Source organism: Pseudoprimorskyibacter insulae (assembly GCF_900302505.1).
Taxonomy (GTDB): domain Bacteria; phylum Pseudomonadota; class Alphaproteobacteria; order Rhodobacterales; family Rhodobacteraceae; genus Pseudoprimorskyibacter; species Pseudoprimorskyibacter insulae.
Genome location: NZ_OMOJ01000005.1, coordinates 1 through 24740, shown reverse-complemented (window position 1 = coordinate 24740; position 24740 = coordinate 1). Strand labels below are relative to the sequence as shown.

Sequence of the window (24740 nt, the reverse complement as noted above, 5' to 3'; positions counted from 1 at the left end):
CTTGGCGGCGCAGTTGTTTCTTAGCGGCGACGGCGGTTCGCGCGTGCACGCTTGGGCGCGTCGGAATCGTCGCCCGTACCATCTGAGTCAGAGCTGAACCCGCCGATCTTGGCGGCGATGTCTTCCAGTGTCGGGCGCGGCCCGCGTGGACGGGTTTCCAGCGCCTCGCGCATGGCGCGCAGGTGTTCGGGCATGGTGCCACAGCAGCCGCCGATGATCGTCGCGCCCGCATCGCGTGCAAGGCAGGCGTAATCGGCCATCAGTTCAGGCGTGCCGTTGTAGTGGATATGCCCATCGACGTATTTCGGAATGCCGGCATTGCCCTTGGCGATCAGCGGGCGTTCGGTGCCTTGGGCGGAAAAGCCCAGAACCGTGCGCAGCAGGTCCGACGCGCCCACGCCGCAGTTCGCGCCAAAGGCCAGCGGCGGGTTGGGCAGGCTATCGACCATCTTGACCATATCCGCCGATGTCACGCCCATCATGGTGCGGCCTGCGGTGTCAAAGCTCATGGTGCCGCACCAGTCCATGCCGACATTGGCAAAGGCTTCGGCGGCGGCGCGGAATTCTTCGGGGGCCGAGATGGTTTCAACCCAGACCACATCTGCTCCGCCATCCTTGAGGCCCTGCGCGGTTTCCTCGAACATCTCAACCGCCAGCGCGTGGCTGAGCGTGCCGACTGGCTGCATTATCTCGCCCGTCGGGCCGACGGAACCGGCGACAATCACTTTGCGGCCCGCTTTGTCGGCGACTTCGCGGCCAAGTTCCGCAGCGATGCGCGACAGTTCATGCGCGCGGTGACCGGAATCATGCAGTTTCAGACGCGACCTGTTGCCACCAAAGGAGTTGGTCAGGAACAGATCACTGCCCGCATCCACAGCCGATTGGTAAAGCTTGAGGATGTTTTCAGGGTGGGTTTCGTTCCAAAGCTCGGGCGCATCGCCTGAGGTCAGCCCCATGTTGAACAGGTTCGTGCCCGTGGCCCCATCGGTCAAAAGCCAGTCGCGGGTGGCCAGAAGGTCTGAAAGCGCATTTGTCATCAGGCGTGCCCTTTGTGCTAAGTTTGCGCCGGTTTGGCACGGCGCGGGCGTTGACGCAAACCGATATTGCTCATGATCCTGTTCGATCTTGCTGCAAAAGGGGGCGCGCAAAGAAAAACGCGCCCCGAAAGGCGCGTTTCAAAATCGGTCCGAAAGGCAATGTGCCTCAGAGTTCGGACATCAGCTGTTTTTTGGCTTCGGCTAGAAACTCAACCATCTTGGCGCGGATTTCTTCTGCGCTGGAGGCATCGCCAAGGTCGCCTGCGACCTTGCGCACCACATCTTCGTGGCCTGCTTCTTCGAAGTCGGCCTTCACGACTTCTTTGGCATAGGCTGCGGCCTCATCGCCGGACTTGCCCAGCTTTTCGGCGGCCCAAAGACCCAGCAGCTTGTTGCAGCGGGCCTCAGCCTTGAATTTCATTTCTTCGTCATGCGCGAATTTGTTTTCAAATGCGCTTTCACGATCGTCGAAGGTGGTCATTGGTCACACTCCCTCGGGCGTTGCGGTTAAATAAACGTATGCCGCCTGAGGGCGCGGGGCGCAAGGGGGTGGCGCAGCTTGCGACAATGCCGCCCATGCACTATGAGGGCGAATGACAGTGGAGTCGCGCTCCATTTACCCCCATCGAAAGAGATCTCATGGCACGTCGTAAGAAAATCTATGAAGGCAAGGCAAAAATCCTGTACGAAGGCCCCGAACCGGGCACCATCGTGCAGTATTTCAAAGATGACGCCACCGCTTTCAACGCTCAGAAAAAAGACGTGATCGACGGCAAGGGTGCGCTGAACAACCGCATGAGCGAATTTTTCATGATCGGTCTGAACAATATTGGTGTTCCGACTCACTTCCTGAAGCGCCTGAATATGCGTGAACAGCTGGTGCGGTCGTGTGAAATCGTGCCGCTGGAAATCATCGTGCGCAATTTTGCAGCCGGGTCGATGTCGACGCGCCTGGGAATCGAAGAAGGCACGCAATTGCCGCGCCCGATCGTTGAATATTGCTATAAAGATGACAAGCTGGGTGATCCGCTGGTCACTGAGGAGCATATTGCCGCCTTTGGTTGGGCCAGTCAGCAGGACATGGACGATATCCTGAGCCTTGCGCTGCGGGTCAATGATTTCCTTGCCGGTGTGATGTACGGCGTTGGCATTCGTCTGGTCGATTTCAAAATCGAAGTGGGTCGTGTCTATGAAGGCGATTTCCAGCGTTTGGTCGTGGCCGATGAAATCAGCCCTGACAGCTGCCGCCTGTGGGACATCGAGACCGGGCAAAAGTTGGACAAAGACGTGTTCCGCCGCGATCTGGGCAGCCTGACGGATGCCTATGCCGAAGTGGCACGCCGCCTTGGCCTGATGCCGCAGGGCGCGACGCCGATGGAAAAGCCGAAACTGATCAACTAAGGCCGTGCCCCTCGGCGGGCCTGGCTTTTGAGTATTTATGAGAAAGATGAAAGAGGGGTGCTTGCCCCTTATCACTAGGACGGAGAGCCGAAAATGAAGGCACGGGTGCACGTGATGTTGAAGAACGGGGTTCTGGATCCGCAGGGTGAGGCCGTGCGCCACGCGCTCGGAAGCCTTGGCTTTGCTGGCGTCGAAGGGGTGCGTCAGGGCAAGGTGATTGAGCTGGATCTGGCCGATGGCACCACCGAAGAGACCGTGAAAGACATGTGCGAGAAGCTTCTCGCGAACACTGTGATCGAACGCTACGAGATCGAGCTGGTGTGATCCTGTCCTGACCGGGATGTCTAGCGCCGCGCCCATCGGGACGCGGCGTTTTTCTTTGGGTGCTTGACGCAGCCATGGCCCTGCGGTCTGGTAGCCTTCAGGAGAAGGAGGGCCCCCATGCGTGCAGCGGTTTTACGTGAATATAACAAGGACTTGTCGATTGAGGATGTTCCGTTCCCGGAGTGTCCTGAAGACGGGGTTGTTCTGAAGGTCCTGGCCTGCGGCGTGTGCCGCAGCGATTGGCACGGCTGGAGCGGTGAGCACCCGCGCGTGAAGCCCGGACAGATCGGCGGGCATGAATATTGCGGCGAGGTTGTGGAGGCCGGGCCGCGCGCGACTTACAAGCTGGGCGATGTTCTGGTTGCGCCGTTCATTCTGGCTTGTGGCACTTGCCCAAGTTGCCAGTCGGGTCATCAGAACACCTGTCCGAACCAACGCTTGCCGGGGTTCGTTGAGCCGGGGGCCTTTGCCGAATATGTGGCGGTTCCGTTCGATCACAACCTCGCGCGTTTGCCTGAGATGCTGTCGCCAACCGTGGCGGCTGGCCTTGGCTGCCGTGTGACCACCAGTTGGCACGCTTTGACGGGCCGCGCCGATGTGAAGGCGGGCGAATGGCTGGCCGTGCATGGCACCGGGGGAATCGGCCTGTCTGCGATGCTGCTGGGCAAAGCGATAGGCGCGCGTGTGATCGTGGTGGATGTGGTGCAGGAAAAGCTGGACCACGCGCTTGGCCTTGGGGCCGATGCCGCCGTGAACGCCCGCGATGGCGATGTGGCCGAACAGATCCGTGAGATCACCAAGGGCGGGGCGCATGTCAGCGTTGAGGCGCTGGGGATTGAGGCGACGACCAACGCCAGCATCGACTGTCTGCGCCCGCTGGGCCGCCATGTGCAGGTTGGCATGCCCGTGGGGCACACCGCCTTCATGAATATCAATATGAACGGCGTCTATATGAAGAATTTGGCGCTTTATGGCACCCGCGGCATGCCAAGCTGGCGTTATCCGAGCCTATTGGACTTGATCACAAGCGGCGCTGTCGATATGTCGCCGCTCATAGCACGGGAGATTGCGCTGTCGCAGACCGGAGCGGAGCTTGCGGCCTTTAACGGGCCGACACCGCCGGGCGTGGCCGTGATCACCGATTTCACCGCCTGAAGGAGCTTGCCCCATGCGCGCCGCCGTCATCGTTTTTCCGGGTTCCAACTGCGACCGCGATCTTGCGGTGGCCTTCCGCAATGCCGGGCTGGACGTCACGATGGTGTGGCACAAGGACACTGACCTTCCGTCGGGCATCGATATGGTCGGCATTCCGGGCGGTTTTAGCTTTGGCGACTACCTGCGCTGCGGGGCCATCGCGGCCAATTCGCCAATTTGCCAATCGGTGAAGGCGCACGCAGATCGCGGCGGCTATGTCTTTGGGGTGTGCAACGGCTTTCAGGTTCTGACCGAAACCAAGCTTCTGCCCGGCGCGTTGATGCGCAATGCCGGGCTGAAATTTGTGTGTAAGAACACGCCGCTGAAGGTTGAGACCACGTCGTCTGTCTTTACCTCGGCCTATGCGCAGGGTCAGGAGATCATGATCCCGATCGCCCATCACGATGGCAATTACAGCGCCGATGCCGACACGGTGAAATTGTTGCAAGACGAAGATCGGATTGCCTTCACCTATGGCCAGAACCCCAATGGGTCGACCGCCGATATCGCGGGCATTCTGTCTGAGAACCGCCGCGTTCTTGGTATGATGCCGCACCCCGAACGGGCCGCAGAAGAGGCGCATGGCGGCACCGATGGTGCGCGGCTTTTCGCTCATTTGACTGAGGCGCTCGCAGGCGCGTGACTTGAGCCGCCCATTCTCGCGCCGTAATCTGGCGCGTATGTCGGTCAGCACCTCCACCAAGGCAGTCCAAAGACGCTCTGGCCCGCTTAGTTGGCGGGTCCGGGTGGCGCTTGGGCTATTGCTGGTCACTGCCATTGGCACGGTGCTGTTTACCAACCATCTGCTGACCAATCGGTTCACCGAAACCACGCGCAACCGGGCCGAATTGCGCCTTGCGCTTTATTCGGGAAACCTTGTGTCAGAACTGCGCCGCAACGCGATTGTGCCGCAGCTTTTGGCCCGTGATCCGGCGCTGATTGGGGCGCTGAATTCAGGCGATTTCAGCCAGTCTACGCAGCGCCTGATTTCTTACGTCGATGAGATTGGCGCGGCGTCGCTGATGCTGCTCGATAAGGACGGGCGCGCAGTGGCCGCCACCGACCGCAACCGTTTGGGCAGTATGCACCGGCAATCGGCCTATTTCGTCGATGCGCAGCGCTCCAATATCACCGTGTTTACGACGCTTCCGCGTGAAAGCGGCGGGTATATCTTTACCTACTCGCGCCGGGTTGAGGATATGAACGCCTCGGTCGGGGTGATCGTGGTTGAGGTTGATCTGCAAAAGTTTGAACGCGCTTGGGCCGGAATTTCGGATGCTGTTCTGGTGTCCAACAGTGAAGGCGTTATCATTCTGGCGACCGAACCGCGCTGGCGCGGATTGACCGAGGAAGAGGCGCTTGAGCGGCAGCCAGCGCGCGGCGCCATCAGCCGCGCCATTCAGGTGACTGCCGATTGGACGGCCCTGCCAGCCGAGGCTTACCTTAGCGGCGAAGCGGTTATGCGCATCGCCGGGCGCATCCCGTTCCGGGGTTGGCGCATCGCCAGCTTCACCACCTATGCCAGCGTGCGCGAACGAGTGAACGGTGTCTTGGCGCTTGAAATCATGGGATTCGCCATTCTTGCGGCGATGGTGTTCTACCTCCTCAGCCGCAAAAGCGCCTTGCGCATGGCACTGTTCCAACGGGAGTCGGCGGAATTGCGCGTGCTGAACGAACGGCTCCAGCGGGAAATCGCCGAGCGGGAACGGGTGCAAAAGAACCTCGATGTGGCGGAACAGACGCTGGCCCAAAGCTCAAAACTCGCCGCTTTGGGCGAGATGTCGGCGGCGGTCAGTCACGAACTGAATCAGCCTTTGGCGGCGATGAAAACCTATCTGGCCGGGGCGCGATTGTTGCTGCGCCGGAACCGCCCGGATGAGGCGCTGACCGCCTTCCACCGCATCGACGATCTGATCGAACGCATGGGCGCGATCACCCGCCAGCTCAAATCCTACGCCCGCAAGGGCGCGTCAGAGTTTCACCCCGTCAATATGGGCGATGCCTTGGCCTCTAGCCTGTCGATGATGGAGCCGCAGCTGCGATTGCGCCAAATGCGCCTGTCCAAGATCCTACCCGAACGGCCCGTTTATGTGATGGGCGACCGCGTGAGGATTGAACAGGTGATGGTCAACTTGCTGCGCAACGCAATTGATGCCACGCGCAACGTCGATAACCCGTTGGTTGAGATCATTCTCGCCAGTGGTGAGACCGCGACGCTGACCGTGCGCGACAATGGCCATGGGATTGCTGATCTCGATGCGCTGTTTGAACCATTTTATACCACCAAACAGCCGGGCGACGGCGTTGGGTTGGGTCTGGCCATTTCTTCGGGCATTGTGTCCGACCTTGGCGGGCGGCTGACCGCGCGAAATGCGGAAGGCGGGGGGGCAGTATTTGAGATGCAGCTTCCTATATTAAACGAAACGACACAGGCAGCGGAGTAAGGACCACATGTCGAAAGCGATGAAAATTGCCATCGTCGATGACGAAAAGGACATGCGTCAATCAATCAGCCAGTGGCTGGCCCTGTCAGGCTATGACACAGAAACCTTCGCCAGCGCAGAAGAAGCGCTTGGCGCGGTCGGGCCGGATTATCCGGGCATCGTGATTTCCGACATCAAAATGCCGGGCATGGACGGGCTGCAATTGCTGCGCAAACTGATGGGCAGCGACAGCACTTTGCCGGTCATCATGATCACCGGGCATGGCGATGTGCCCATTGCGGTTGAGGCGATGCGCATTGGCGCGTTCGACTTCCTTGAAAAGCCGTTCAACCCGGACCGGATGACGGAACTGGCGAAAAAGGCCACCAATTCGCGCCGACTGACGCTTGATAACCGGGCGCTGCGCCGCGAATTGTCTGACGGCTCGCAGATCATGAACAAGCTGGTGGGCACCTCGCCGGTGATGGAACGCTTGCGCGAAGATATCCTCGATCTGGGGCAGGCCGACGGGCATGTGCTGATCGAAGGCGAAACCGGCACTGGCAAAACGCTAATCGCCCACGCGCTGCATGCGGTCGGTACGCGCGCCGGTAAGAAATTCGTTCTGGTCAGCTGTGGTGCCTTTGACGAAGATGCCCTGACGCGCCGCCTGTTCGGCCCGATGCAGCCCGAGGATACGCGCCTTCCAGCGGTCGAGGAGGCGCGGGGCGGCACCTTGGCGCTGGAAGACATCGAAGCGCTTCCTGACACGCTTCAGGCGCGTCTGCTGAGCTTTATCAACGAACAGGGCAACCCGCCTGAAACGCGCATCGTCGCGATTTCGAACCTTCAGAACGAAGGCAAGACGACCGAGGACGCCATTCGCGGCGATCTGTTCTATCGTCTGGCGGCCCTGCGGATCACCGTGCCGCCGCTGCGCCAGCGGGGCGAGGATATCCTCAAACTGTTTACCCATCTGGTCGATCAATTCGCCGAGGAATACGGCTGCGACGCGCCGCAGGTTTCGGCACAAGAGGCCGCGCAATTGCTTCAGGCCCCGTGGCCCGGCAATGTGCGCCAGCTGATCAATCTGGCCGAACGCGCGGTGCTGCAATCGCGTCGCGGCTCGGGCACGATCGCGTCATTGTTGATGAGCGATCACGACGAAATGCAGCCGGTGATGACCACCGAAGGCAAGCCGTTGAAGGAATATGTCGAAGCGTTTGAGCGGATGTTGATCGACAACACAATGCGTCGTCATAAGGGATCCATCGCGGCGGTGATGGACGAATTGTGCCTGCCGCGCCGGACCTTGAATGAGAAAATGGCCAAGTATGGCTTGCAGAGGTCTGACTATCTTTAGATTTGCCTGAATGTTGCAAAAGTATAATCTGGGCGCTGCGATAGCCGAATCGCGGCGCCTTTTTGTTCGGAAAGTCTAGGCGGTCAATCGGTGCTACGGCCCAGTTTTTGCTGGAAAAACACAGTTACGCGCGGCTCCAGCCATTGCCACAGCGCCGGAGCACCGTGTTCGATCTTGCGGCCAACACGGTCGCGGAAGGTGGCGTAACTGACATTGTATTCCACCCAGCTGCCGCCGCCCGCCGCAAGGTTTTGATTGGGCGGGCAGAACCGGTCGAGCGATTTTCCAAAGGTGGCGTCGGCGGTTTCGTTGGCTTCAAATTCTCGCCACAGGGTCAGAAATGCGTCGCATTGATCGGCTGGCAGCAGGGCAAACAGGCGCTGCGCGGCGGCGTCTTCCTCGGCGGCTTGGGCGGCGGCGTCGACCTGACCAAAGACTGGCGTGTCGCCCGCGTCGATTTCCACCAGATCATGCAGCACCAGCATTTGCGCCACGCGATTGGCATCCACCGGCTGCGGCGCATGTTCGGCAAGGACGCGGGCAAACAGGGCGATGTGCCAGCTATGTTCAGCCGAGTTTTCGCGGCGGCTGGCATCGGCCAGCAGGGTCGCGCGGGTGACCGATTTCAGGCGATCCGCCTCGGCGAGAAAGCGCAGGCGGGCGGATAGAGTGGGGTCAAGCGCGGCCTTGGGACCATCAAAATGCGACAAGGCCCAAGCGTGCATGTCTGGCCATTCATCCCGGAACCGCGCGGCGCGGCCCGTGGTCAGGTTGTCATAGACGACCTGCATGTGATCGGGCAGTGGATCGCGCGCGAAAAGAACCTGAAGAATGGGCTGTAAGTGGTCAATTCTTTTGGCAAATATCGCGTCTTGCGTTTGGGCGAATTCAAACTCATGCCACAGATCGGACAGGGCGGTGGCCTGGTTGTCTGGCAGCAAGCCGAACAGGCGTTTGCCCGCGGCCTCTTCTGCGGCGCGGTGGGCGGCTACGTCATGGGGTTGATCAATCGGCATGTCGCCTGCGTCAATCTCAACCAGATCGTGGATCAGCAGCATCAGCATGACCCGGTCCAGCCGCACATCGGACGCGGCATAGGGGGCCATGACCATCGCATAAAGCGCCAGATGCCAGGAATGTTCTGCCGAGTTTTCCGCGCGGCTGAGATCCATCAGCACGTTCGCGCGGTCCACCGATTTCAGCTTGTCCGCCTCCAGCAGGAAGCGCATTTGCGCCGTCAGACGGTCAGTTGCCATCATCCGCGGCCTTTTCGGCCTTTTGCGCCTTCAACGCTTCGCGCACCTTGTTTTCCAAGAACTTGCGCCCGCGCCGTTCGGCCAAGCGGAAACGCATCGAGGTCAGAAATGCCTCTTCCAGCGTGGTCGAAGAGGCGCCAAGCGCTTTGGCCACCTCTTCGTAAAGACGTTCATCGCCAAGTTTGGCCATCGCCTTCATGGTGTCGGCGGCCAGACCGTCGGCCAGATCCTCCAGAACACCCATGGTTTACCGCGAATTTTCGGTCAGGCGGCGTTTCACATAGGTCGTGACGTCGTCCACCATCGTGCCCATATGCGGTTCTTCGAAGAAGTGTCCGGCCCCTTCGATCTGGGTGTGGGTGATCGTGATGCCCTTTTGATCGTGCAGCTTGTTCACCAATGTGGTGGTGTCCGCAGGCGGGGCCACGCGATCGGCGGTGCCGTTGATGATCAGACCCGAGGACGGGCAGGGTGCCAGGAACGAGAAATCGTACATGTTGGCCGGCGGCGCGACCGAGACAAAGCCGGTGATTTCCGGGCGACGCATCAATAGCTGCATGCCGATCCATGCCCCAAACGAAAAGCCAGCCACCCAGCAATGTTTGGAGTTGTTGTTCATCGATTGCAGGTAATCCAGCGCCGATGCCGCATCCGACAATTCGCCCACGCCTTGGTCGTATTCGCCCTGACTGCGGCCAACGCCGCGGAAGTTAAAGCGCAACACGGTGAAGCCCATGTTGTAAAAGGCATAGTGCAGGTTATAGACCACCTTGTTGTTCATCGTCCCGCCGAACTGCGGGTGGGGATGAAGAACAATCGCGATCGGAGCGTCACGGTCTTTCTGCGGGTGGTAACGGCCTTCTAGGCGGCCTTCTGGGCCAGGGAAAATGACCTCGGGCATTGGTCGCAACAAGCTCCTTGTCTGGGGCGCCTCAATTCTTGACGAATTTTCTCAAGCACCTTAGAACTATTCTAACTGTCCATTTTGACGGACGGGTTCGATTGCAGATATGCGTTGTCAAGGCCGAGGTCAATCTATCGGTGCCACTTGAGGGGAGTGCAGCAGGTGAAGTTGAGTACCAAAGGGCGTTACGCCATGGTCGCGCTGACCGATATTGCCCTGCAACCCGAGGGCAGTCTGGTGACGCTTGGCGATATCTCGCGGCGTCAGGATATTTCCTTGCCGTATCTGGAACAGTTGTTCGTCAAGTTGCGACGGGCGGATCTGGTGGCTTCGGTGCGGGGACCGGGCGGGGGCTATCGCCTTGCTCGGCCGGCAAGCGAAATACGGGTGGTTGAGGTTCTGGCGGCGGTGGATGAAACCGTAGATGCCATGCACAAGGGTGCGGGTGCGTCGGGCGCTTTGTCGGGCAGCCGGGCGCAATCGCTGACCAACCGTTTGTGGCAAGGGCTTTCGGCGCATGTCTATGTGTTCCTGCATCAGACACGCCTATCCGATTTGGTGAGCAATACGCTGGCCCCGTGCCCGGCGGTGCCGTCGCTGTTTGATGTGGTGGACGACGAAGGATGACGGTGCGTTTGGCAGATGTGGATTTGGGGCGCTGCCCCGTCCGCGCAAGGGCGCGGACTCCCCGGGATATTTGTGGTCAGAAAATGGGATGGGCGCGGTGAGCCGGACCTATTTGGACTATAACGCCACTGCGCCGCTGCGGGATGAGGCGCGGGCCGCGATGATCGCAGCGATGGACCTTTGCGGCAATCCATCCAGCGTGCATGCCGAGGGGCGTGCGGCCAAATCCTTGGTTGAACGGGCGCGGGCGCAGGTGGCTGCGGCCTTTGGCGCGGATGGTGCCGATGTTGTGTTCGTGTCTGGCGCGACCGAGGCCGCGGCGCTGGCTTGTGCTGGGCGCGGATTGCTGGGCGCTGAGGTCGAGCATGACGCGGTGCTGTCGTGGGTCGATGGCGGTTTGCCGGTGGACGGGGCAGGCCGGGTGACGGTGGCTGAGCCGGAACGCACTGCGCTGCAATTTGCCAATTCCGAAACAGGCGTGATCCAGGATCTGCCGCAGGGCCTCGCGGTGGTGGATGCCACGCAGGCCTTTGGCAAGGTGCCTTTGGCGTTTAATTGGATGGGCTGCCAGATGGCTCTGATATCGGCGCATAAGCTGGGTGGACCCAAGGGAATCGGGGCCTTGGTGATGAAGCGCGGCACTGACATTGCGTCGCAGATCAAAGGCGGCGGTCAGGAGATGGGGCGCCGTTCGGGCACGGAAAACGTGATTGGAATCGCCGGATTTGGGGCGGCGGCCGAGGCTGCGGCGCGGGATTTGGACCATGGTCTGTGGGCCGGGGTCGAGAAACTTAGAAACATTCTAGAATCAACTATTGTGGCCAGCGCGAAAGAGACTATTTTAGTCGGGAAAGACGCGCCGCGCCTGCCCAACACCTCTTGCCTTGCAACGCCGGGCTGGAAGGGCGAAACGCAGGTCATGCAAATGGACCTTGCAGGCTTTGCGATCAGCGCGGGCAGCGCCTGTTCCAGCGGCAAGGTCAAGGCCAGCCGCGTGCTAAAGGCGATGGGCTATGGCGACGATGTTGCCGCTTGTGCGATCCGGGTCAGCCTTGGGCCGCAAACAACAGAAGATGATGTCCGACGCTTTTGCGAAAGCTGGTTGACCAAATACGAAAAGCATCGCGCCCGGTCGGCGTGAATGGCAGAGAGGGCTCAGATGGCTGCTTTGGATACCGAAACCGTCAAGGAAGGCGTCGATCAGGAAACCGTTGATGCGGTGCGTGAAGTTGGCGGAGCCTATAAATACGGCTGGAATACCGATATTGAGATGGAATACGCGCCCAAGGGCGTGAACCCCGATATCGTGCGTTTGATCAGCGAAAAGAACGACGAACCGGAATGGATGACCGAATGGCGTTTGGCCGCGTTTGAGCGCTGGACCCAGAAGGAAGAGCCGAAATGGGCGATGGTCAACTATCCTGAGATCGACTTTCAGGACGTCTATTACTATGCGCGTCCCAAAAGCATGCAGGAAAAGCCGAAATCCTTGGATGAGGTCGATCCCAAGCTGTTGGCCACCTATGAAAAACTGGGCATTCCGCTGAAGGAACAGATGATCCTTGCAGGAGTTGAAGGCGCGGAAAACATGCCGGCTGAAGGCCGCAAGGTTGCTGTGGATGCGGTGTTTGACTCGGTCTCTGTCGGCACGACCTTTCAGGCGGAGTTGAAGAAGGCGGGCGTGATTTTCTGCTCGATCTCTGAGGCGATCCGCGAACATCCCGAGCTGGTGAAGAAATACCTTGGCTCGGTGGTTCCGGTCTCGGACAACTTCTATGCCACGCTGAACAGCGCCGTCTTCTCGGACGGGTCCTTCGTTTATGTGCCGCCGGGCGTGCGTTGCCCGATGGAGCTGTCGACCTATTTCCGTATTAACGCGGAAAACACAGGCCAGTTTGAGCGCACGCTGATCATCGCCGACAAGGGCAGCTATGTGAGCTACCTTGAGGGCTGTACCGCCCCCAAGCGCGACACCGCGCAGCTTCATGCCGCTGTGGTCGAGATCATCATCGAGGAAGACGCCGAGGTGAAATACTCGACCGTTCAGAACTGGTATCCGGGCGATGAGAACGGCAAGGGCGGGATCTATAACTTTGTGACCAAGCGCGCCGATTGCCGGGGCGACCGGTCCAAGGTGATGTGGACGCAGGTGGAAACCGGATCGGCCGTCACGTGGAAATACCCGTCGTGCATCTTGCGCGGTGAAGAAAGCCAGGGCGAGTTCTATTCAATCGCCATCGCCAACAACCACCAGCAGGCCGATACGGGCACCAAGATGGTGCATCTGGGCAAGAACACCAAATCGCGCATCGTGTCGAAAGGCATCAGCGCGGGTGTGGCGCAGAACACCTATCGCGGGTTGGTTTCGATGCACCCGAAAGCCAAGAACAGCCGCAACTACACGCAATGCGATAGCCTACTGATCGGTGACAAATGCGGGGCGCACACCGTTCCGTATATCGAGGTCAAGAACAACAGCAGCCGCGTTGAGCATGAGGCGACGACATCCAAGGTGGATGACGATCAGCTGTTCTATTGCCGTCAGCGAGGCATGGACGAAGAAGAGGCCGTGGCGCTGGTGGTCAACGGGTTCTGTAAGGACGTGCTTCAGGCACTGCCGATGGAATTCGCGATGGAAGCGCAACAGCTTGTGGCGATTTCCCTCGAAGGCTCGGTCGGCTGATCCGGAAAGGCTGAGGCATGTCGGACCAAGGTTCGCATATCGCGCAATATCTGGCGGAGGGGCTTGGCCCGCTTCGCCCGATGGCGATTGCCGATGTGGGGGCCAATCCGATTGAAGCGCCGAAGTACCTGCCGCTGGCTGAGGCTGGCTTGGCGCAGGTCTGGGGGTTTGAACCCAATGACGATGCCCGCGCGGCATTGAACGCGCAGCGGCCGGACTGGTTGACGGTTTCGGATAAGGCCATCGGCCTGCCGGGGCCTGCGATGTTCCATGCTTATAAAGCGTCTGAGATGTCGTCGGTCTATCCGCTCAGCCGGGCTGCCTTGGGCTATCTGGGGCATTTTCTGCGGCATTTGGGGACCGAAACCAAGATCGCCATGACGCTTCATGCGCTGGATGAGGTGGCCGAGGTGCCGCCTCTTGATCTGTTGCAGGTGGACACGCAAGGCGCGGATCGCGATGTGATCGCGGGCGCCCGTGGCAAGCTGGCGAATGCGGTGGCGGTGATCGTCGAGATGCGGTTCTACGGCCTTTATGAGGGCGAGCCGAGCTTGGGCGAGCTTGACGCCGAACTGCGCAGCCAGGGCTTTGTGCTGCACAAATTCCTGTCGCAAAAGGCGCGATTTCTGAACAACTCTCAGCGTGACCGTCTGAATGTGCGGGCGGCTGGCAGCCAGTTGATCGACGGGGACGCGGTCTATATCCGCAGCCTTGAGGATCGCGCCGCGTGGTCGGATGGCCAATTGGCGCATCTGGCGTTGATTGCGTCGCTGGTGTTGGGCAGCCATGATCTGTGCTTGCTCTGTCTGGACGAATTGGCCCATCGCGGCGGACCGGATCTGGCGGCGGGCTATGTTGACCGCTTGCCTGCGCGGCTGAAGCGCATGCAGGAGGCGGCAGAATGACGTTTTTATTCAAAGGCCTATGGGGGCAAGTATGATCGCACAATTGGTGCAGAGTTCGGCCGGGGCGGCCATTGGCGTGTTTCTGGGCTGTCTGATCGGCCTGTCACTGCGCAAACGCTCAGGCAAGCGCGAAGGGCTACTGGGCGACTCGGTCCTGCTGACATCCAGCGCGGCGGGCGGCGTTGCGCTTCTGGTCATGATGGCCATCAAATTTTTCACCGCCGGGGCCTGATATGCCTTGGAGCCAAGCGAAAGGAAATTCGATGATCCTGACGACGACCGGACAGATTGAAGGCAAGACAGTTACCGATTACCGCGGCATCGTGGTGGGCGAGGCGATCATGGGCGCGAATATCGTCCGCGATTTCTTTGCCGGGATCACCGATATTGTCGGTGGCCGGTCGGGGGCTTACGAAAGCAAGCTGCAAGACGCGCGTGATACGGCGCTGCGCGAATTGGAACAACGTGCCGCCGCTGTTGGGGCGAATGCGGTGATCGGCGTTGATCTCGATTATGAGGTCGTGGGCGAAAGCATGCTGATGGTCAGCGCCTCTGGCACAGCTGTGGTGGTGGCGTAACCAATGGCCAGACCCGCCCCTGAATTTGATCTGACCGCCGTGCGCGAGGCTTTGATAGCCGGTGCGCCTGTCAGCTTTGACAATGTCAAAGTGACGGCGGCGATGATCCATGGGGCGCGGGTCTTTTTCGCGACGGACAAACAGCGCGACCCGATTCAGCGCAATCACCGCAATGGCCGCTTCTATGAGGCGGCCGAGTTGGAGCTGCTTCGCAAATACGTGCCCGTGGGTGGCACCTTCATCGACATCGGCGCAAATGTCGGGAACCATAGCCTTTATGCGGCCAAGTTCCTGAACGCCGCCTGCGTCGTTCCGTTTGAGCCGAACCCCTTGGCCTATCGTCTGTTGATGGCCAACATGGTGCTGAACGGTCTGGACCAAACCGTGCGGTTTGATCATCTGGGCTGGGGCCTGTCGGATGCGCCGGGCGATGGGTTCGGGGTTGAGGATCGTGCAACGAACCTAGGCGCGGCGCGGCTCTTGGCGGGGACTGGCGATATCCCGGTGACAACTGGCGATCTGGCTTTGGCCGATTTGACGCCGGATTTCATCAAGATCGACGTAGAAGGCATGGAGATCGGCGTGCTTGAGGGGCTTCGCGCCACCTTGCAGCGCTGCCAGCCGCATATGCTGGTCGAGGTGGACCAAGAAAACTATGACGCATTCGATGCCTTCATGGCCAGCGTCAACTACCGCGCGATGGAAGTCGTGCAACGCTATGTGAGCAACAAGAATTTCCTGATTGGCGCGGTGGATCGCGTGGGCGAAGGCGACCCGGTGATCCATCAGGACAATCGGGACGGATAAATCACCGGCAGGCCCGGAATCGAAAGAGGAACGAAAATAATGCTGGAAATCAAGAACCTGCATGTGAAACTTGAAGAAGAGGACAAGCAGATCCTCAAAGGCGTTGATCTGACGGTCGAAGCGGGCAAAGTGCATGCGATCATGGGTCCGAACGGGTCGGGCAAATCGACCCTGTCCTATGTTCTGTCGGGCCGCGATGGCTATGAGGTCACCGATGGCGAAGCGACGCTCGATGGCGAAGATCTACTGGATCTGGACCCCGAAGAGCGTGCGGCCGCTGGCCTGTTTCTGGCCTTCCAATACCCGGTCGAAATTCCCGGCGTGGGCAACATGACCTTCCTGCGGACGGCTGTGAACGCACAGCGCAAAGCCCGCGGCGAAGAAGAAATGAGCGCGGCAGAGTTTCTGAAGGTCGTTCGCGCCAAGGCCAAGACGCTGAAGATCGACGCCGATATGCTGAAGCGTCCGGTGAACGTCGGCTTCTCGGGCGGCGAAAAGAAGCGCAACGAGATCCTGCAAATGGCCATGCTGGAACCGAAAATGTGCATCCTTGATGAAACGGACTCGGGTCTTGACGTCGATGCGATGAAGCTGGTGTCGGAAGGCGTGAACGCGCTGCGCAGCGAAGGCCGGTCCTTCCTTGTGATCACCCACTATCAGCGCCTGCTGGATCACATCAAACCCGACGTGGTGCACATCATGGCGGCGGGCCGTATCGTGAAAACCGGCGGGCCGGAACTGGCGCTCGAAGTTGAACAGAACGGCTATGCCGACATTCTGGCGGAGATCGCGTAATGGCCCTGCCGAAGCTGAAGCAAGACGCGACAGACGCGCGGCTGGCGGCGCTGGATCTGCCCGCCAGCGGTTGGAGCCGCAGCGCCCGCGAAGATGCCCTTGCGCGGGTAAAAGCCACGGGCCTGCCGTCGCGCCGGGATGAGTATTGGAAATACACGCAGCCTGACACGCTGGTGCAGGTCGATGCCCCGGTGGCTGAGGTGTTTGACGCCAATGAAACGCCGATTTTCAACGATTTCGACCGCGTGAAGATCGTATTTGTGGATGGTGTCTTTGATGCCGACGCCTCGGACGATCTGGCGCTGGAAGGCGTGAGCATCGACCGGCTGGCCGATGCGGGGGATATCCACTGGGCCAAGGACGTCTACGGTGTTCTGGAAGCGCGTGGCCAAACCCCGGTTGAGCGGCCCTTGGCGGCGCTGAACACGGCCTTTGCCACCGATGGTCTGCTGATCCGCGTGACGAAAACGCCATCCAAGCCGATCCACATCACCTATAAACACGCCGCAACCAATTCCGACGCGATCCTGCATCACGTGGTCAAGGTTGAGGCCGGTGCCGAACTGACGTTGCTGGAAAACGGTCCGGCGGCTGCGCGGTTCAACAAATGCCTAGAGGCCGACATTGCCGATGGCGGCAAGCTGCACCACATCCGGGCGCAGGGCCGTGACCATCAGCGCCGTGCGGCAACGCATATGTTTGCTCGTCTTGGTGCGGAATCGGTGTTCAAGTCTTTCACTTTCACCGCCAATGGCGTGCTGACGCGCAATGAATGCGTGATCGAACTGACGGGCGATGACGCGGTGGCACATGTGGCCGGGGCCTGCATGGGCGACGGTGATTTCCTTCATGATGACACGGTGTTCGTGACCCATGACGCGCTGAACTGCGAGAGCCGTCAGGTGTTCAAAAAGGTGCTGCGCAACGGCGCAACCGGCGTCTTCCAGGGCAAGATCCTCGTGAAGCCGGGCGCGCAGAAGACCGATGGCTACCAGATTTCCCAGAGCCTTCTGCTTGATGATGACAGCCAGTTTTTGGCCAAGCCCGAGCTTGAGATCTACGCCGATGACGTGGCCTGTTCGCATGGGTCCACCAGCGGCGCGATTGATGACGAAGGGCTGTTCTATCTGCGCTCGCGCGGGGTGCCTGTCGATGAGGCAACCGACCTTCTGACGATTGCCTTCCTTGCCGAAGCGGTGCAGGAAATCGAAGACGAAGCCATCCAAGAAGAAATCGTTAGCCGGATCGAAGGCTGGCTGACGCGTCGTCGGGGGTAAGATGCCGGTCACGACGGATATCGTTCAGACCTATCGCGGGCCGGGCCGGGTGGTCCGCCGCTTACTGGCGATGGGGCAACGCGAAGATCGCGCTTTGGCCATCGTTATGGCAGCCTGTGTAGTGTTTTTTGTTGCGCGTTGGCCCGCCTTGTCGCGTGAGGCGCATCTGAGCGGGCAGGAACTCGACATGCTACTTGGCGGGTCGTTGCTGGCATTGGTGATGATCCTGCCACTGGTCCTCTATGCGGTGGCCTTTGTCTGCCATCTGGTGCTGCGGGCGTTGAAGGTTGGGGTGTCGTCCTATGGCGCGCGGTTTGTGCTGTTCTGGGCGCTGCTGGCCTCGTCGCCGCTGGTTCTGCTGAACGGGTTGGTCGCGGGCTTTATCGGGCCGGGACCGGCGCAATCTGCGGTCGGCGTCGTCTGGTTGGCGGTGTTCCTGTGGTTCTGGGGCGCGGGCCTATGGGCGGCCTCCGGGCAGGAGGATGCAGCATGACCCTTCCAATGCAAGCCCGCGTGATCCAGTCCGTGCAGGCGCCCCGTGCGGTGGCCGATTGGCTGATCCGTCTGCAATTGCCGCGCAACACAGTTCTGTTGGCCTTTGCGCTGGTGGTGGTGCTGAACACGCTGTTGACCGGGATCACCTTGCTGGGCGATCCGATGGCCGCTTTGGCCGGGCCGCTTGCTGCGCCTTGGGTGATGGCGGTGGTCTTCGCGCTGATGGTGCTGATCTTCGCGGCCTGTATCGCATCGATCGGCCGGATGATGGGCGGGCAGGGACGGTTTGACCAGATCCTGTTGATGCTAACTTGGATGCAAGCCCTGCGCATCTTGGTTCAGATCGCGGTTTTGATTGTCGCCTTCATCAGCCCCGGACTTGCCCTGATTGGCGCCTTTGTCGCCAGCCTGCTGGGCATCTGGATCTTTCTGAACTTGGTGGATGTGGTCCATGCCTTTGGCAGTCTTCTGAAGACGCTTGGCGTGGTGTTTTTGGGGTTCATCGGCATGGCCGTGGCCCTTATGGTCGTCGTTCCGATGATCGGTATTCAATAACTTGGAAGTGCTAAGACATGTATGATGTGACCGAAATCCGCCGCGATTTTCCCATCCTGTCGCGTGAGGTGAACGGCAAACCGCTGGTCTATCTGGACAACGGCGCATCGGCGCAAAAGCCCAAGGTGGTGATTGATGCGGTCACGCGTGCCTATGCCGAAGAATATTCCAACGTTCACCGTGGCTTGCACTACCTTTCTAATCTTGCAACTGAAAAGTACGAAAGCGTCCGGGGCGTCATCGCCAAGTTCCTGAATGCCGCCGATGAGGATGAGATTATCCTCAATTCCGGCACCACCGAAGGCATCAATATGGTGGCCTATAGCTGGGCCATGCCGCGGATGCAGGCGGGCGATGAGATCGTCCTCAGCGTGATGGAGCATCACGCCAATATCGTGCCGTGGCACTTCTTGCGTGAACGTCAGGGCGTGGTGCTGAAATGGGTCGATTGCGATGTGACCGGGGCGCTTGATGCGCAAAAGGTAATTGACGCGATCGGGCCGAAAACCAAGCTGGTGGCGATTACGCATCTGTCCAACGTGCTGGGCACCAAGGTCGATGTGCAGACGATCTGCAAGGCGGCGCGGGAAAAGGGCGTGCCGGTGCTGGTCGATGGCTCGCAAGGCGCGGTGCACGCGCCCGTTGATGTGCAGGCCTTGGGCTGCGATTTCTATCCGATCACCGGGCATAAGCTGTATGGCCCGTCTGGCTCGGGCGCGATCTGGGTGCGCAAGGAACGATTGGCCGAAATGCGCCCCTTCATGGGCGGCGGCGATATGATCCGTGAAGTGTCCAAAGACACGGTCACCTATAACGATCCGCCGATGAAGTTTGAGGCGGGAACACCGGGAATCGTTCAGACCATTGGTCTTGGCGTGGCGCTGGACTACCTGATGCAGCTGGGCATGGAAAATGTCGCCGCGCATGAGGAAAAACTCGCGGCCTACGCGATGGAGCGTCTGAGCGGTCTGAATTGGCTGCACATGCAAGGCACGGCGCCGGGCAAAGCGGCGATCTTTAGCTTTACCCTAAACGGGATGGCCCATGCGCATGACATCTCGACGATTCTTGATAAAAAGGGCGTGGCCGTGCGGGCAGGGCATCACTGTGCCGGACCGTTGATGGACCATCTGGGCGTGACGGCCACCTGCCGCGCGTCCTTCGGGCTTTACAACACTTTGGAAGAGGTCGACAAATTGGTCGAGGCGCTGGAATTGGCGAACGAGTTGTTCGGCTAATCCTGAGTTTTCAGCATTGCGGCCCCGTGCCCAATAGCCTATAGCGATGCGCAGGCACCCGTAGCTCAGCTGGATAGAGTACTGCCCTCCGAAGGCAGGGGTCACAGGTTCGAATCCTGTCGGGTGCACCATTACACATTTTGCAGTGAGATTGTCTAAAAAGTCAAAGATTACAGATGTTTGCGGAGTTCGAAAGCCTGTATTTCGGTCGAAGCTTAATGGTGCTGTAAAGGCGAGTTTTAGGACGGTTTTCTTCATGGCGAGTGTGCCGTTTTTGTAGATTTCCCAAGGGTTTGACAGGAAACTACGCAAAAGTTCGAATTCCTGAGGCTTGGCTTCGTGGGGTTTAGCGGTTTGCGCCAGTTTTTCCTGTGTCAGAAGCTTTCTATCTTCCAGTTGGGCGATTTTGGTTTCGAGCGCTGCGGCAACTTTGCCGTTGGTAGTTTCGACCAAGCGAGTCAGCACCGCGTCTTGTTGTTTGTCCAAGGTATTGATCTGGCGTTTCAGCTCGGCTTGCACATGGGCAACTTGCCCCGCCTTCTGCCCGAACGCATCTTTAAGCATCTCAATCGCGATGGTGAGCAATTGGCGGCTTGGTGTCAGGGCGCGCAAAATGCCCTCAAATCCTGCGTCGATTTTTTCGGCGCGGATGTTTTTGCGGTAGGCGTCACATTCACGGTTATTGCAGAAGAAGTAAGGATAAAGCTTGCCAGTGCCACTGCGCGACCAACAGGAGGTCATAGGCTTGTCACAGCAGCCGCAGGCAACCGCCCCGCGTAGCGGGAAATCCTCATGAATATCCGCGCGCTTGGGTGCGACGGAGCGGGCGTTTTTGCGGGCTTGAATGCGCTCGAAGGTTTCAAGCGAGATAATCGGCTCATGATGGCCTTTGCGGCGCGAAACGCCCCATGGGTCATGCTGAATGTACCCCGCGTAGATGACGCGCTTGAGCAAATCGCTCACCCGTTGCTGGCGGATTTTGCCGTTGGGTAGACATTTCGGGAAGGCGGGCTGCGCCTCAAAGAAGCGACGCAATTCGGCCTGCGTTGTGATGCGGCCTGCGGCGTAGCTTTCTAGTCCTTCTTGGATGATTGAGGCGACGGGTTCGTCGCGGGTGAGGAGCTTACCATGCGTCTTGGTCTTTTTATACGCATAGCCCAAGGGTGCGGAGAACACGGCGTAACCGTTCATCATCCGCCCCTTCATGCGGTTTGAGGTTTGCTCGGCGTTTTTTTCGCGTTGATGCTGCGCGACGGATGCCAGCATGTGCTCGACAAGGCGGGAGTCGCTATCCTCGCCAAACTCGATGGAGGGGCTTTCCAAGATACCGCCAGCCTCCGCCAAGGTCTCACGCAGCTTGATATGCGCCTGCACGTTGCGGGCAAAGCGGCTGATATCGTCGATGATAACAGCGTGGCTGCCTTTGGGGTTGAGCCGTAAGAAGGCAAGCATGCGATCCATCGCAGGGCGGCGCTCAAACTTGCCGGACATATCGTCGGAGAAAACCTCAACGACGTCATAATCCTTATAGGTGCAATATTCGCGGCAACGGGTTTCCTGAGAGGCAAGGCCATCGCCTTCGCGCACCTGTTTTGCACCGGAAACGCGGGTATAAATGACGGCTTTGGTGATGGTGTTTTTACTCATGAGGCCTCCTGTTTAGTTGTTAGCTCAACTGGCGCGTTTGCCGCGTTGCTGGACGCTTCGGCAAAACCGCTCTTCATCAAAGGAATGCTTGATTTTACCACAGGCGGCGCATCGCATGTGGCGGATGGCGAGAGTTTGGGCAGTTTTCCACAGCTTTCACCAACGCCTTCATCCGTGGTGCGGATTTCGACGTTCAGATCAATGAACCCCACCACCACCTGCCACAGCGTTTCGATCAATTCGCGCCTTTGCGCATCGCTCAAATCCGGCGCATCGAGCATGGCCTGATAGCGCTCGACATCAAGGGTGAGAGATTTGTAGCGCCCGTTATTTTGGCCATCAGCTTGAACCATGTTGATCTCCTTTTGTTGTGCTGTGGGTGGGTGTTCTCCTTTCGTTTTGATAAGAACGAATGGGGAACATACCACAATTCTGGAATTTGTCACAAGGAATAAATTCACAAATGCAAAGGGTGCGCGCTGCGGGGGCTGTGAGCGCCGCGCAGCGCGCAATCATACTATCGTGTGCGGCTTTGTTCCTGCTCGCGCGTCGGCGCGGCCTTGCGCTGTTCGTGATATTCTTCGCGTTTTTGTTCGCGCAAGGTAAGGCGACCATCGACGGGCGTTGCATCCATCTGAATGTCAAAACCTTTGCCGTCGCGGTGCTGCCAAGCCGCACCGACACGATTCCAAACCGCGTCTTTCTCTTCGCCACGATCCTTGACGTGATAGGCGATCATTTCTGGCTTGCGGGGTGTTTGATTAGGCGTGTCTGTCATATCAGTTCCTTTTGTTAGCGGGAGCGATTGAAACCATCACGTGCGCGGGTCTTTTGCGCGTCGAGTCGTTTGGTGATGTGTTTGATCCGTGCTTCGCGGATATCTTCGACGTCACGGCGTACTTCTTTGGCAATGCTGCCCGTTGGCGTAAGGTGGGTTTCATAAGCAGGCGTGGCACGAAACTGTTCGAGCCACTCGCGTTCAAGGTCAGACACGGGCGCTTTGACATGCCCTCTCTTTGGCTGTCTGGACAAGGTTTACCTCATTTGCTGAAATGTTGTGGTTTAGGGGCAAAGCCCCATTTCGACCTACCACGCCCACCAGCAGTGTTCGGGTGATACGCGCCGAAAACGACAGCAATGCGATGACGAAATTTGACAGACATTGCCATTTCGTGTCATTCTGAGGGGGTAGGAGGTGCTGACATGGCAAGCATGAACATATCCCTTCCCGAACCGATGAAGGACTGGGTTGAAACACAGACAAGCTCTGGCCGCTATGACAATGCGAGCGAGTATGTCCGTGATCTTATCCGCCACGATCAAGACCGTGCGTCTAAAATATCAGCGATGCAAAAGCTGGTGGACGAAGCGCTGTCGAGCGGCGTCAGTGATAAGAACCTGGACGATATCTGGACCATGGCAAAGGAACGGGCGCAAACGAACGGTGGCAATTAGATTTTCCAGTGCGGCAGAGGATGATCTGTTAGAGATACTTCTCTACGGCATTGAAGAGCATGGGCTGACGCAAGCCGAGCGCTATAAAGCGCAGCTGGATAAGGCCTTTGATACGTTATCCCAAAACCCCAAGATCGCGCGTTTGCGCCAAGAAATCTCACCGCCCGTGCGGGTTTACCCCGTGCAAAAACACATGATCGTTTATTCGGTTCTGGAAGATGGGAAAACGGTCTTTGTCTTGCGCGTACGTCATCACCGCGAAAACTGGACACACAGCCCCGTTGAATAAGCGTTAAAGCGCCCGAAGCCGAGGGGTCGCGGCTTCGGGTTTATCCTAGGTTTACTTCTCCAAAACCCGCATGCGCCCATGGGCGTATTGCGGATAATGCATGAGGTGTGAGGGGGGCGTGACATCGCGAACACGTAGCGTGCGATGCCCCCAGCCGGATTTTACCCGCACGGCGTCGCAGGGCGGATGATACGGGTTCGGGAAGAAGCGCCCCGCCATCCACGGCTCATTATAATACGGCCTGCGGTCATATTCGAGCGGATGCGACAGCCCATCGACAAAGGCATAGCCTTTGTCCGGCGGCGTTTGAATGATCTCATCGGGGTTTCGCACCATGCGGCGTTGTTGGCTGCGGTGCGCCGCAGCTTGCTTGTGGTGACGGTAGTTCAGTACAGCCGCAAACGGATCACCGCCGGAGATAAAAGCTTGCGCCGCTTGCGATTTGGCCAGTTCCGCGCGGGATTGTTGCAGGCTGTCATTATACTCAAGGGTTTCCGCCCCGAGCATACGTGAAAGCTGCTCTGCCGAGGGAAGGTCACGCACAGCGTAATACAGCGACAAGGCCGCGCTAGAGGCGATCAGCTCCGCGCCATTTTCGGTTAACCCGTTCATTTGTTTGGAGTTTTGAAACACCGCGAAGGGCTGGATGCCAATGCCTGCGCCGTAAGTATAGAGCTTTGGGATCATCGGGAATTTTCCCAACTGCCCACATTCATCCATAATCCATGTTTGCCGTGGCGCATGCGGCGCGCGGGATTTCCAAATCGTACCCGCCACAAAAAACGATTTCACAATGCCCGCCCACGGCATGACCATTTCCGCCGGAGGCATCAAATAGAGTTGGTATTTGCGGTCATTGGCGCAAAGCTCAGCCATGGAAAAATCAAAAGGTGGACTTACGGATTGAAGCAAAATTGGATCGGAGAGCGGCGCTAAGGCGCGGTAGATTTCTCCCATGATGCTTTGAAAGCTATTCGCGCCGTTTTCACGGGAGGTCGCGATTTCTTCCTCAACACGGCGGGCAATGGGGAACTGGCTTTCAGACATCTCAAAGCCAAAATCCAACCAGTTTTCGCCGCCTCCGGGGATCAAATTCACCACATGATAGAGGTCAGGCAGGGTTAACACGCCTTTTTGTTCGACCAAGTTAAGAATGACGCCCTCGAGTATTTCTTGTGCGCGGCCTTCGAAATACACACCCTGTGCCGACCCGCTTGCCACCACCAAATTTTGACACAGCACTTTGACGTCCGAGACCAAGGACGGGCTATCTTTGCGGATGTAATCAACGGGGTTGATACGGTGCTGCGGCAAGCCATGCAGGCCGAGAGGATTCCAATAAATGCAGTATTTGTCATCCTGACCTGCCACTGAACTTTCATCCAGCCGCGACCGGAGTCCGGTTGGTGTTTACGCCGATCGGCGCAGGTTGAGCAATCGCCCGACGCGCGGAGCTTTCATTTCGCGCAGCGGGGCGGGCGATTGCG

General features: G+C 58.9%; 30 protein-coding genes, 1 tRNA gene and 1 pseudogene. 22 read left to right on the top strand and 10 right to left on the bottom strand.

From position 1 onward, the window contains the following. Nucleotides 1–20 precede the first annotated feature (20 nt). Nucleotides 21–1037, bottom strand: coding sequence for a betaine--homocysteine S-methyltransferase (gene bmt / locus PRI8871_RS12400; RefSeq protein ID WP_108886553.1), 1017 nt, complete (start codon nt 1035–1037; stop codon nt 21–23). A 166-nt stretch (nt 1038–1203) separates the two neighbouring features. After that, nucleotides 1204–1518 carry a DUF1476 domain-containing protein gene (locus PRI8871_RS12395; protein WP_108886552.1) on the bottom strand — a complete coding sequence of 105 codons (315 nt, stop codon included), beginning with the start codon at nt 1516–1518 and terminating at the stop codon, nt 1204–1206. Nucleotides 1519–1676: 158 nt separating this feature from the next. Here PRI8871_RS12395 and purC point away from each other — a divergent pair, with 158 nt between their 5' ends. The 6 genes from purC to PRI8871_RS12365 all read left to right on the top strand — a co-directional run bounded on the left by purC (nt 1677) and on the right by PRI8871_RS12365 (nt 7742). Then, a complete protein-coding gene (gene purC, locus PRI8871_RS12390) occupies nt 1677–2438 on the top strand; it encodes a phosphoribosylaminoimidazolesuccinocarboxamide synthase (protein WP_108886551.1) in 762 nt (253 codons plus the stop codon). A 93-nt stretch (nt 2439–2531) separates the two neighbouring features. Next, on the top strand, nt 2532–2762 hold the full coding sequence (purS, locus tag PRI8871_RS12385; protein WP_108886550.1) for a phosphoribosylformylglycinamidine synthase subunit PurS: 231 nt from the start codon (nt 2532–2534) through the stop codon (nt 2760–2762). Between the two features lie 117 nt (nt 2763–2879). Further along, a complete protein-coding gene (locus PRI8871_RS12380; protein WP_108886549.1) occupies nt 2880–3917 on the top strand; it encodes a zinc-dependent alcohol dehydrogenase family protein in 1038 nt (345 codons plus the stop codon). 13 nt (nt 3918–3930) lie between these two features. After that, complete coding sequence (gene purQ, locus PRI8871_RS12375; protein WP_108886548.1) at nt 3931–4599, top strand: phosphoribosylformylglycinamidine synthase subunit PurQ; 669 nt, start codon at nt 3931–3933, stop codon at nt 4597–4599. Nucleotides 4600–4636: 37 nt separating this feature from the next. Then, a complete protein-coding gene (locus tag PRI8871_RS12370; protein WP_108886792.1) occupies nt 4637–6400 on the top strand; it encodes a sensor histidine kinase in 1764 nt (587 codons plus the stop codon). Nucleotides 6401–6407: 7 nt separating this feature from the next. Continuing rightward, a complete protein-coding gene (locus tag PRI8871_RS12365) occupies nt 6408–7742 on the top strand; it encodes a sigma-54-dependent transcriptional regulator (protein WP_108886547.1) in 1335 nt (444 codons plus the stop codon). An 83-nt stretch (nt 7743–7825) separates the two neighbouring features. Here the strand turns inward: PRI8871_RS12365 and PRI8871_RS12360 are convergent, their stop codons facing one another. From PRI8871_RS12360 to PRI8871_RS12350, 3 genes are read right to left on the bottom strand one after another with little or no spacing between them, the layout of a single operon-like run. After that, nucleotides 7826–9001 carry an HD domain-containing protein gene (locus PRI8871_RS12360; RefSeq protein WP_306418456.1) on the bottom strand — a complete coding sequence of 392 codons (1176 nt, stop codon included), beginning with the start codon at nt 8999–9001 and terminating at the stop codon, nt 7826–7828. Then, complete coding sequence (locus PRI8871_RS12355) at nt 8988–9242, bottom strand: hypothetical protein (RefSeq protein WP_108886545.1); 255 nt, start codon at nt 9240–9242, stop codon at nt 8988–8990. Before PRI8871_RS12355 ends, PRI8871_RS12360 begins: the two co-directional genes overlap by 14 nt. A 3-nt stretch (nt 9243–9245) precedes the next feature. Further along, nucleotides 9246–9899: an alpha/beta hydrolase gene (locus PRI8871_RS12350; RefSeq protein WP_108886544.1), complete on the bottom strand. Its 654-nt coding sequence runs from the start codon at nt 9897–9899 to the stop codon at nt 9246–9248. A gap of 165 nt (nt 9900–10064) precedes the next feature. On the opposite strand from PRI8871_RS12350, the gene iscR reads away from it, so the two are divergent. The 14 genes from iscR (at nt 10065) to PRI8871_RS12280 (ending at nt 20642) form a co-directional block, all read left to right on the top strand. Beyond that, nucleotides 10065–10529, top strand: a complete 465-nt coding sequence (iscR, locus tag PRI8871_RS12345) for a Fe-S cluster assembly transcriptional regulator IscR (RefSeq protein WP_108886791.1) — start codon at nt 10065–10067, stop codon at nt 10527–10529. Nucleotides 10530–10626: 97 nt separating this feature from the next. Beyond that, nucleotides 10627–11670, top strand: coding sequence for a cysteine desulfurase family protein (locus PRI8871_RS12340; protein ID WP_108886790.1), 1044 nt, complete (start codon nt 10627–10629; stop codon nt 11668–11670). 18 nt (nt 11671–11688) lie between these two features. Beyond that, the gene (gene sufB / locus PRI8871_RS12335) at nt 11689–13212 is read left to right on the top strand and encodes a Fe-S cluster assembly protein SufB (RefSeq protein ID WP_108886543.1); all 1524 of its coding nucleotides are present in this window, start codon (nt 11689–11691) and stop codon (nt 13210–13212) included. A gap of 17 nt (nt 13213–13229) precedes the next feature. Beyond that, nucleotides 13230–14117 (top strand): FkbM family methyltransferase, encoded by an 888-nt coding sequence (locus PRI8871_RS12330; RefSeq protein WP_108886542.1) that lies wholly within the window; start codon nt 13230–13232, stop codon nt 14115–14117. A gap of 31 nt (nt 14118–14148) precedes the next feature. After that, a complete protein-coding gene (locus PRI8871_RS12325; RefSeq protein ID WP_108886541.1) occupies nt 14149–14349 on the top strand; it encodes a hypothetical protein in 201 nt (66 codons plus the stop codon). A 31-nt stretch (nt 14350–14380) separates the two neighbouring features. After that, complete coding sequence (locus tag PRI8871_RS12320; protein WP_108886540.1) at nt 14381–14695, top strand: heavy metal-binding domain-containing protein; 315 nt, start codon at nt 14381–14383, stop codon at nt 14693–14695. Between the two features lie 3 nt (nt 14696–14698). After that, a complete protein-coding gene (locus PRI8871_RS12315; protein WP_108886539.1) occupies nt 14699–15502 on the top strand; it encodes an FkbM family methyltransferase in 804 nt (267 codons plus the stop codon). A 39-nt stretch (nt 15503–15541) separates the two neighbouring features. Next, nucleotides 15542–16297 carry a Fe-S cluster assembly ATPase SufC gene (gene sufC / locus PRI8871_RS12310; RefSeq protein WP_108886538.1) on the top strand — a complete coding sequence of 252 codons (756 nt, stop codon included), beginning with the start codon at nt 15542–15544 and terminating at the stop codon, nt 16295–16297. After that, nucleotides 16297–17574 (top strand): SufB/SufD family protein, encoded by a 1278-nt coding sequence (locus tag PRI8871_RS12305; RefSeq protein WP_108886537.1) that lies wholly within the window; start codon nt 16297–16299, stop codon nt 17572–17574. The genes sufC and PRI8871_RS12305 overlap by 1 nt, the downstream gene beginning before the upstream one ends. 1 nt (nt 17575) lies before the next feature. Beyond that, nucleotides 17576–18067, top strand: coding sequence for a YIP1 family protein (locus PRI8871_RS12300; RefSeq protein ID WP_108886536.1), 492 nt, complete (start codon nt 17576–17578; stop codon nt 18065–18067). Continuing rightward, nucleotides 18064–18624, top strand: a complete 561-nt coding sequence (locus PRI8871_RS12295) for a YIP1 family protein (protein ID WP_181389459.1) — start codon at nt 18064–18066, stop codon at nt 18622–18624. The genes PRI8871_RS12300 and PRI8871_RS12295 overlap by 4 nt, the downstream gene beginning before the upstream one ends. A 17-nt stretch (nt 18625–18641) precedes the next feature. Then, entirely contained in the window at nt 18642–19862 is a 1221-nt protein-coding gene (locus PRI8871_RS12290; RefSeq protein ID WP_108886534.1) for a cysteine desulfurase, read from the top strand. 54 nt (nt 19863–19916) lie between these two features. Then, a tRNA-Arg gene (locus tag PRI8871_RS12285) sits at nt 19917–19993 on the top strand. Nucleotides 19994–20216: 223 nt separating this feature from the next. Beyond that, on the top strand, nt 20217–20642 hold the full coding sequence (locus PRI8871_RS12280; RefSeq protein ID WP_146188682.1) for a hypothetical protein: 426 nt from the start codon (nt 20217–20219) through the stop codon (nt 20640–20642). Here PRI8871_RS12280 and PRI8871_RS20215 read toward each other — a convergent pair. From PRI8871_RS20215 to PRI8871_RS12255, 4 genes and pseudogenes are all read right to left on the bottom strand, one after another. Then, nucleotides 20547–21509: pseudogene (locus PRI8871_RS20215) on the bottom strand (recombinase family protein); the annotation flags it as partial. The gene PRI8871_RS12280 and the pseudogene PRI8871_RS20215 overlap by 96 nt on opposite strands. Continuing rightward, nucleotides 21506–21862: a hypothetical protein gene (locus PRI8871_RS12265; RefSeq protein WP_108886531.1), complete on the bottom strand. Its 357-nt coding sequence runs from the start codon at nt 21860–21862 to the stop codon at nt 21506–21508. The pseudogene PRI8871_RS20215 and the gene PRI8871_RS12265, both read right to left, overlap by 4 nt. Nucleotides 21863–22026: 164 nt before the next feature. Continuing rightward, entirely contained in the window at nt 22027–22287 is a 261-nt protein-coding gene (locus tag PRI8871_RS12260; protein WP_108886530.1) for a hypothetical protein, read from the bottom strand. A gap of 14 nt (nt 22288–22301) precedes the next feature. Beyond that, complete coding sequence (locus PRI8871_RS12255) at nt 22302–22502, bottom strand: hypothetical protein (protein ID WP_108886529.1); 201 nt, start codon at nt 22500–22502, stop codon at nt 22302–22304. A 210-nt stretch (nt 22503–22712) separates the two neighbouring features. Here PRI8871_RS12255 and PRI8871_RS12250 point away from each other — a divergent pair, with 210 nt between their 5' ends. Together PRI8871_RS12250 and PRI8871_RS12245 are read left to right on the top strand one after the other, a co-directional pair. Then, entirely contained in the window at nt 22713–22964 is a 252-nt protein-coding gene (locus PRI8871_RS12250; protein ID WP_108886528.1) for a type II toxin-antitoxin system ParD family antitoxin, read from the top strand. Continuing rightward, nucleotides 22954–23253, top strand: coding sequence for a type II toxin-antitoxin system RelE/ParE family toxin (locus PRI8871_RS12245; protein ID WP_108886527.1), 300 nt, complete (start codon nt 22954–22956; stop codon nt 23251–23253). The genes PRI8871_RS12250 and PRI8871_RS12245 overlap by 11 nt, the downstream gene beginning before the upstream one ends. Nucleotides 23254–23304: 51 nt before the next feature. On the opposite strand, the gene PRI8871_RS12240 is transcribed toward PRI8871_RS12245, so the two are convergent. Next, nucleotides 23305–24624: a type IV secretory system conjugative DNA transfer family protein gene (locus tag PRI8871_RS12240; RefSeq protein ID WP_181389458.1), complete on the bottom strand. Its 1320-nt coding sequence runs from the start codon at nt 24622–24624 to the stop codon at nt 23305–23307. Nucleotides 24625–24740 lie beyond the last annotated feature (116 nt).

Coding starts and splice junctions, on each gene's coding strand:
- bmt (WP_108886553.1), bottom strand. CDS start 1,037: ATGACAAATGCGCTTTCAGACCTTCTGGCCACCCGCGACTGGCTTTTG.
- PRI8871_RS12395 (WP_108886552.1), bottom strand. CDS start 1,518: ATGACCACCTTCGACGATCGTGAAAGCGCATTTGAAAACAAATTCGCG.
- purC (WP_108886551.1), top strand. CDS start 1,677: ATGGCACGTCGTAAGAAAATCTATGAAGGCAAGGCAAAAATCCTGTAC.
- purS (WP_108886550.1), top strand. CDS start 2,532: ATGAAGGCACGGGTGCACGTGATGTTGAAGAACGGGGTTCTGGATCCG.
- PRI8871_RS12380 (WP_108886549.1), top strand. CDS start 2,880: ATGCGTGCAGCGGTTTTACGTGAATATAACAAGGACTTGTCGATTGAG.
- purQ (WP_108886548.1), top strand. CDS start 3,931: ATGCGCGCCGCCGTCATCGTTTTTCCGGGTTCCAACTGCGACCGCGAT.
- PRI8871_RS12370 (WP_108886792.1), top strand. CDS start 4,637: ATGTCGGTCAGCACCTCCACCAAGGCAGTCCAAAGACGCTCTGGCCCG.
- PRI8871_RS12365 (WP_108886547.1), top strand. CDS start 6,408: ATGTCGAAAGCGATGAAAATTGCCATCGTCGATGACGAAAAGGACATG.
- PRI8871_RS12360 (WP_306418456.1), bottom strand. CDS start 9,001: ATGATGGCAACTGACCGTCTGACGGCGCAAATGCGCTTCCTGCTGGAG.
- PRI8871_RS12355 (WP_108886545.1), bottom strand. CDS start 9,242: ATGGGTGTTCTGGAGGATCTGGCCGACGGTCTGGCCGCCGACACCATG.
- PRI8871_RS12350 (WP_108886544.1), bottom strand. CDS start 9,899: ATGCCCGAGGTCATTTTCCCTGGCCCAGAAGGCCGCCTAGAAGGCCGT.
- sufB (WP_108886543.1), top strand. CDS start 11,689: ATGGCTGCTTTGGATACCGAAACCGTCAAGGAAGGCGTCGATCAGGAA.
- PRI8871_RS12330 (WP_108886542.1), top strand. CDS start 13,230: ATGTCGGACCAAGGTTCGCATATCGCGCAATATCTGGCGGAGGGGCTT.
- PRI8871_RS12325 (WP_108886541.1), top strand. CDS start 14,149: ATGATCGCACAATTGGTGCAGAGTTCGGCCGGGGCGGCCATTGGCGTG.
- PRI8871_RS12320 (WP_108886540.1), top strand. CDS start 14,381: ATGATCCTGACGACGACCGGACAGATTGAAGGCAAGACAGTTACCGAT.
- PRI8871_RS12315 (WP_108886539.1), top strand. CDS start 14,699: ATGGCCAGACCCGCCCCTGAATTTGATCTGACCGCCGTGCGCGAGGCT.
- sufC (WP_108886538.1), top strand. CDS start 15,542: ATGCTGGAAATCAAGAACCTGCATGTGAAACTTGAAGAAGAGGACAAG.
- PRI8871_RS12305 (WP_108886537.1), top strand. CDS start 16,297: ATGGCCCTGCCGAAGCTGAAGCAAGACGCGACAGACGCGCGGCTGGCG.
- PRI8871_RS12300 (WP_108886536.1), top strand. CDS start 17,576: ATGCCGGTCACGACGGATATCGTTCAGACCTATCGCGGGCCGGGCCGG.
- PRI8871_RS12295 (WP_181389459.1), top strand. CDS start 18,064: ATGACCCTTCCAATGCAAGCCCGCGTGATCCAGTCCGTGCAGGCGCCC.
- PRI8871_RS12290 (WP_108886534.1), top strand. CDS start 18,642: ATGTATGATGTGACCGAAATCCGCCGCGATTTTCCCATCCTGTCGCGT.
- PRI8871_RS12265 (WP_108886531.1), bottom strand. CDS start 21,862: ATGGTTCAAGCTGATGGCCAAAATAACGGGCGCTACAAATCTCTCACC.
- PRI8871_RS12260 (WP_108886530.1), bottom strand. CDS start 22,287: ATGACAGACACGCCTAATCAAACACCCCGCAAGCCAGAAATGATCGCC.
- PRI8871_RS12250 (WP_108886528.1), top strand. CDS start 22,713: ATGGCAAGCATGAACATATCCCTTCCCGAACCGATGAAGGACTGGGTT.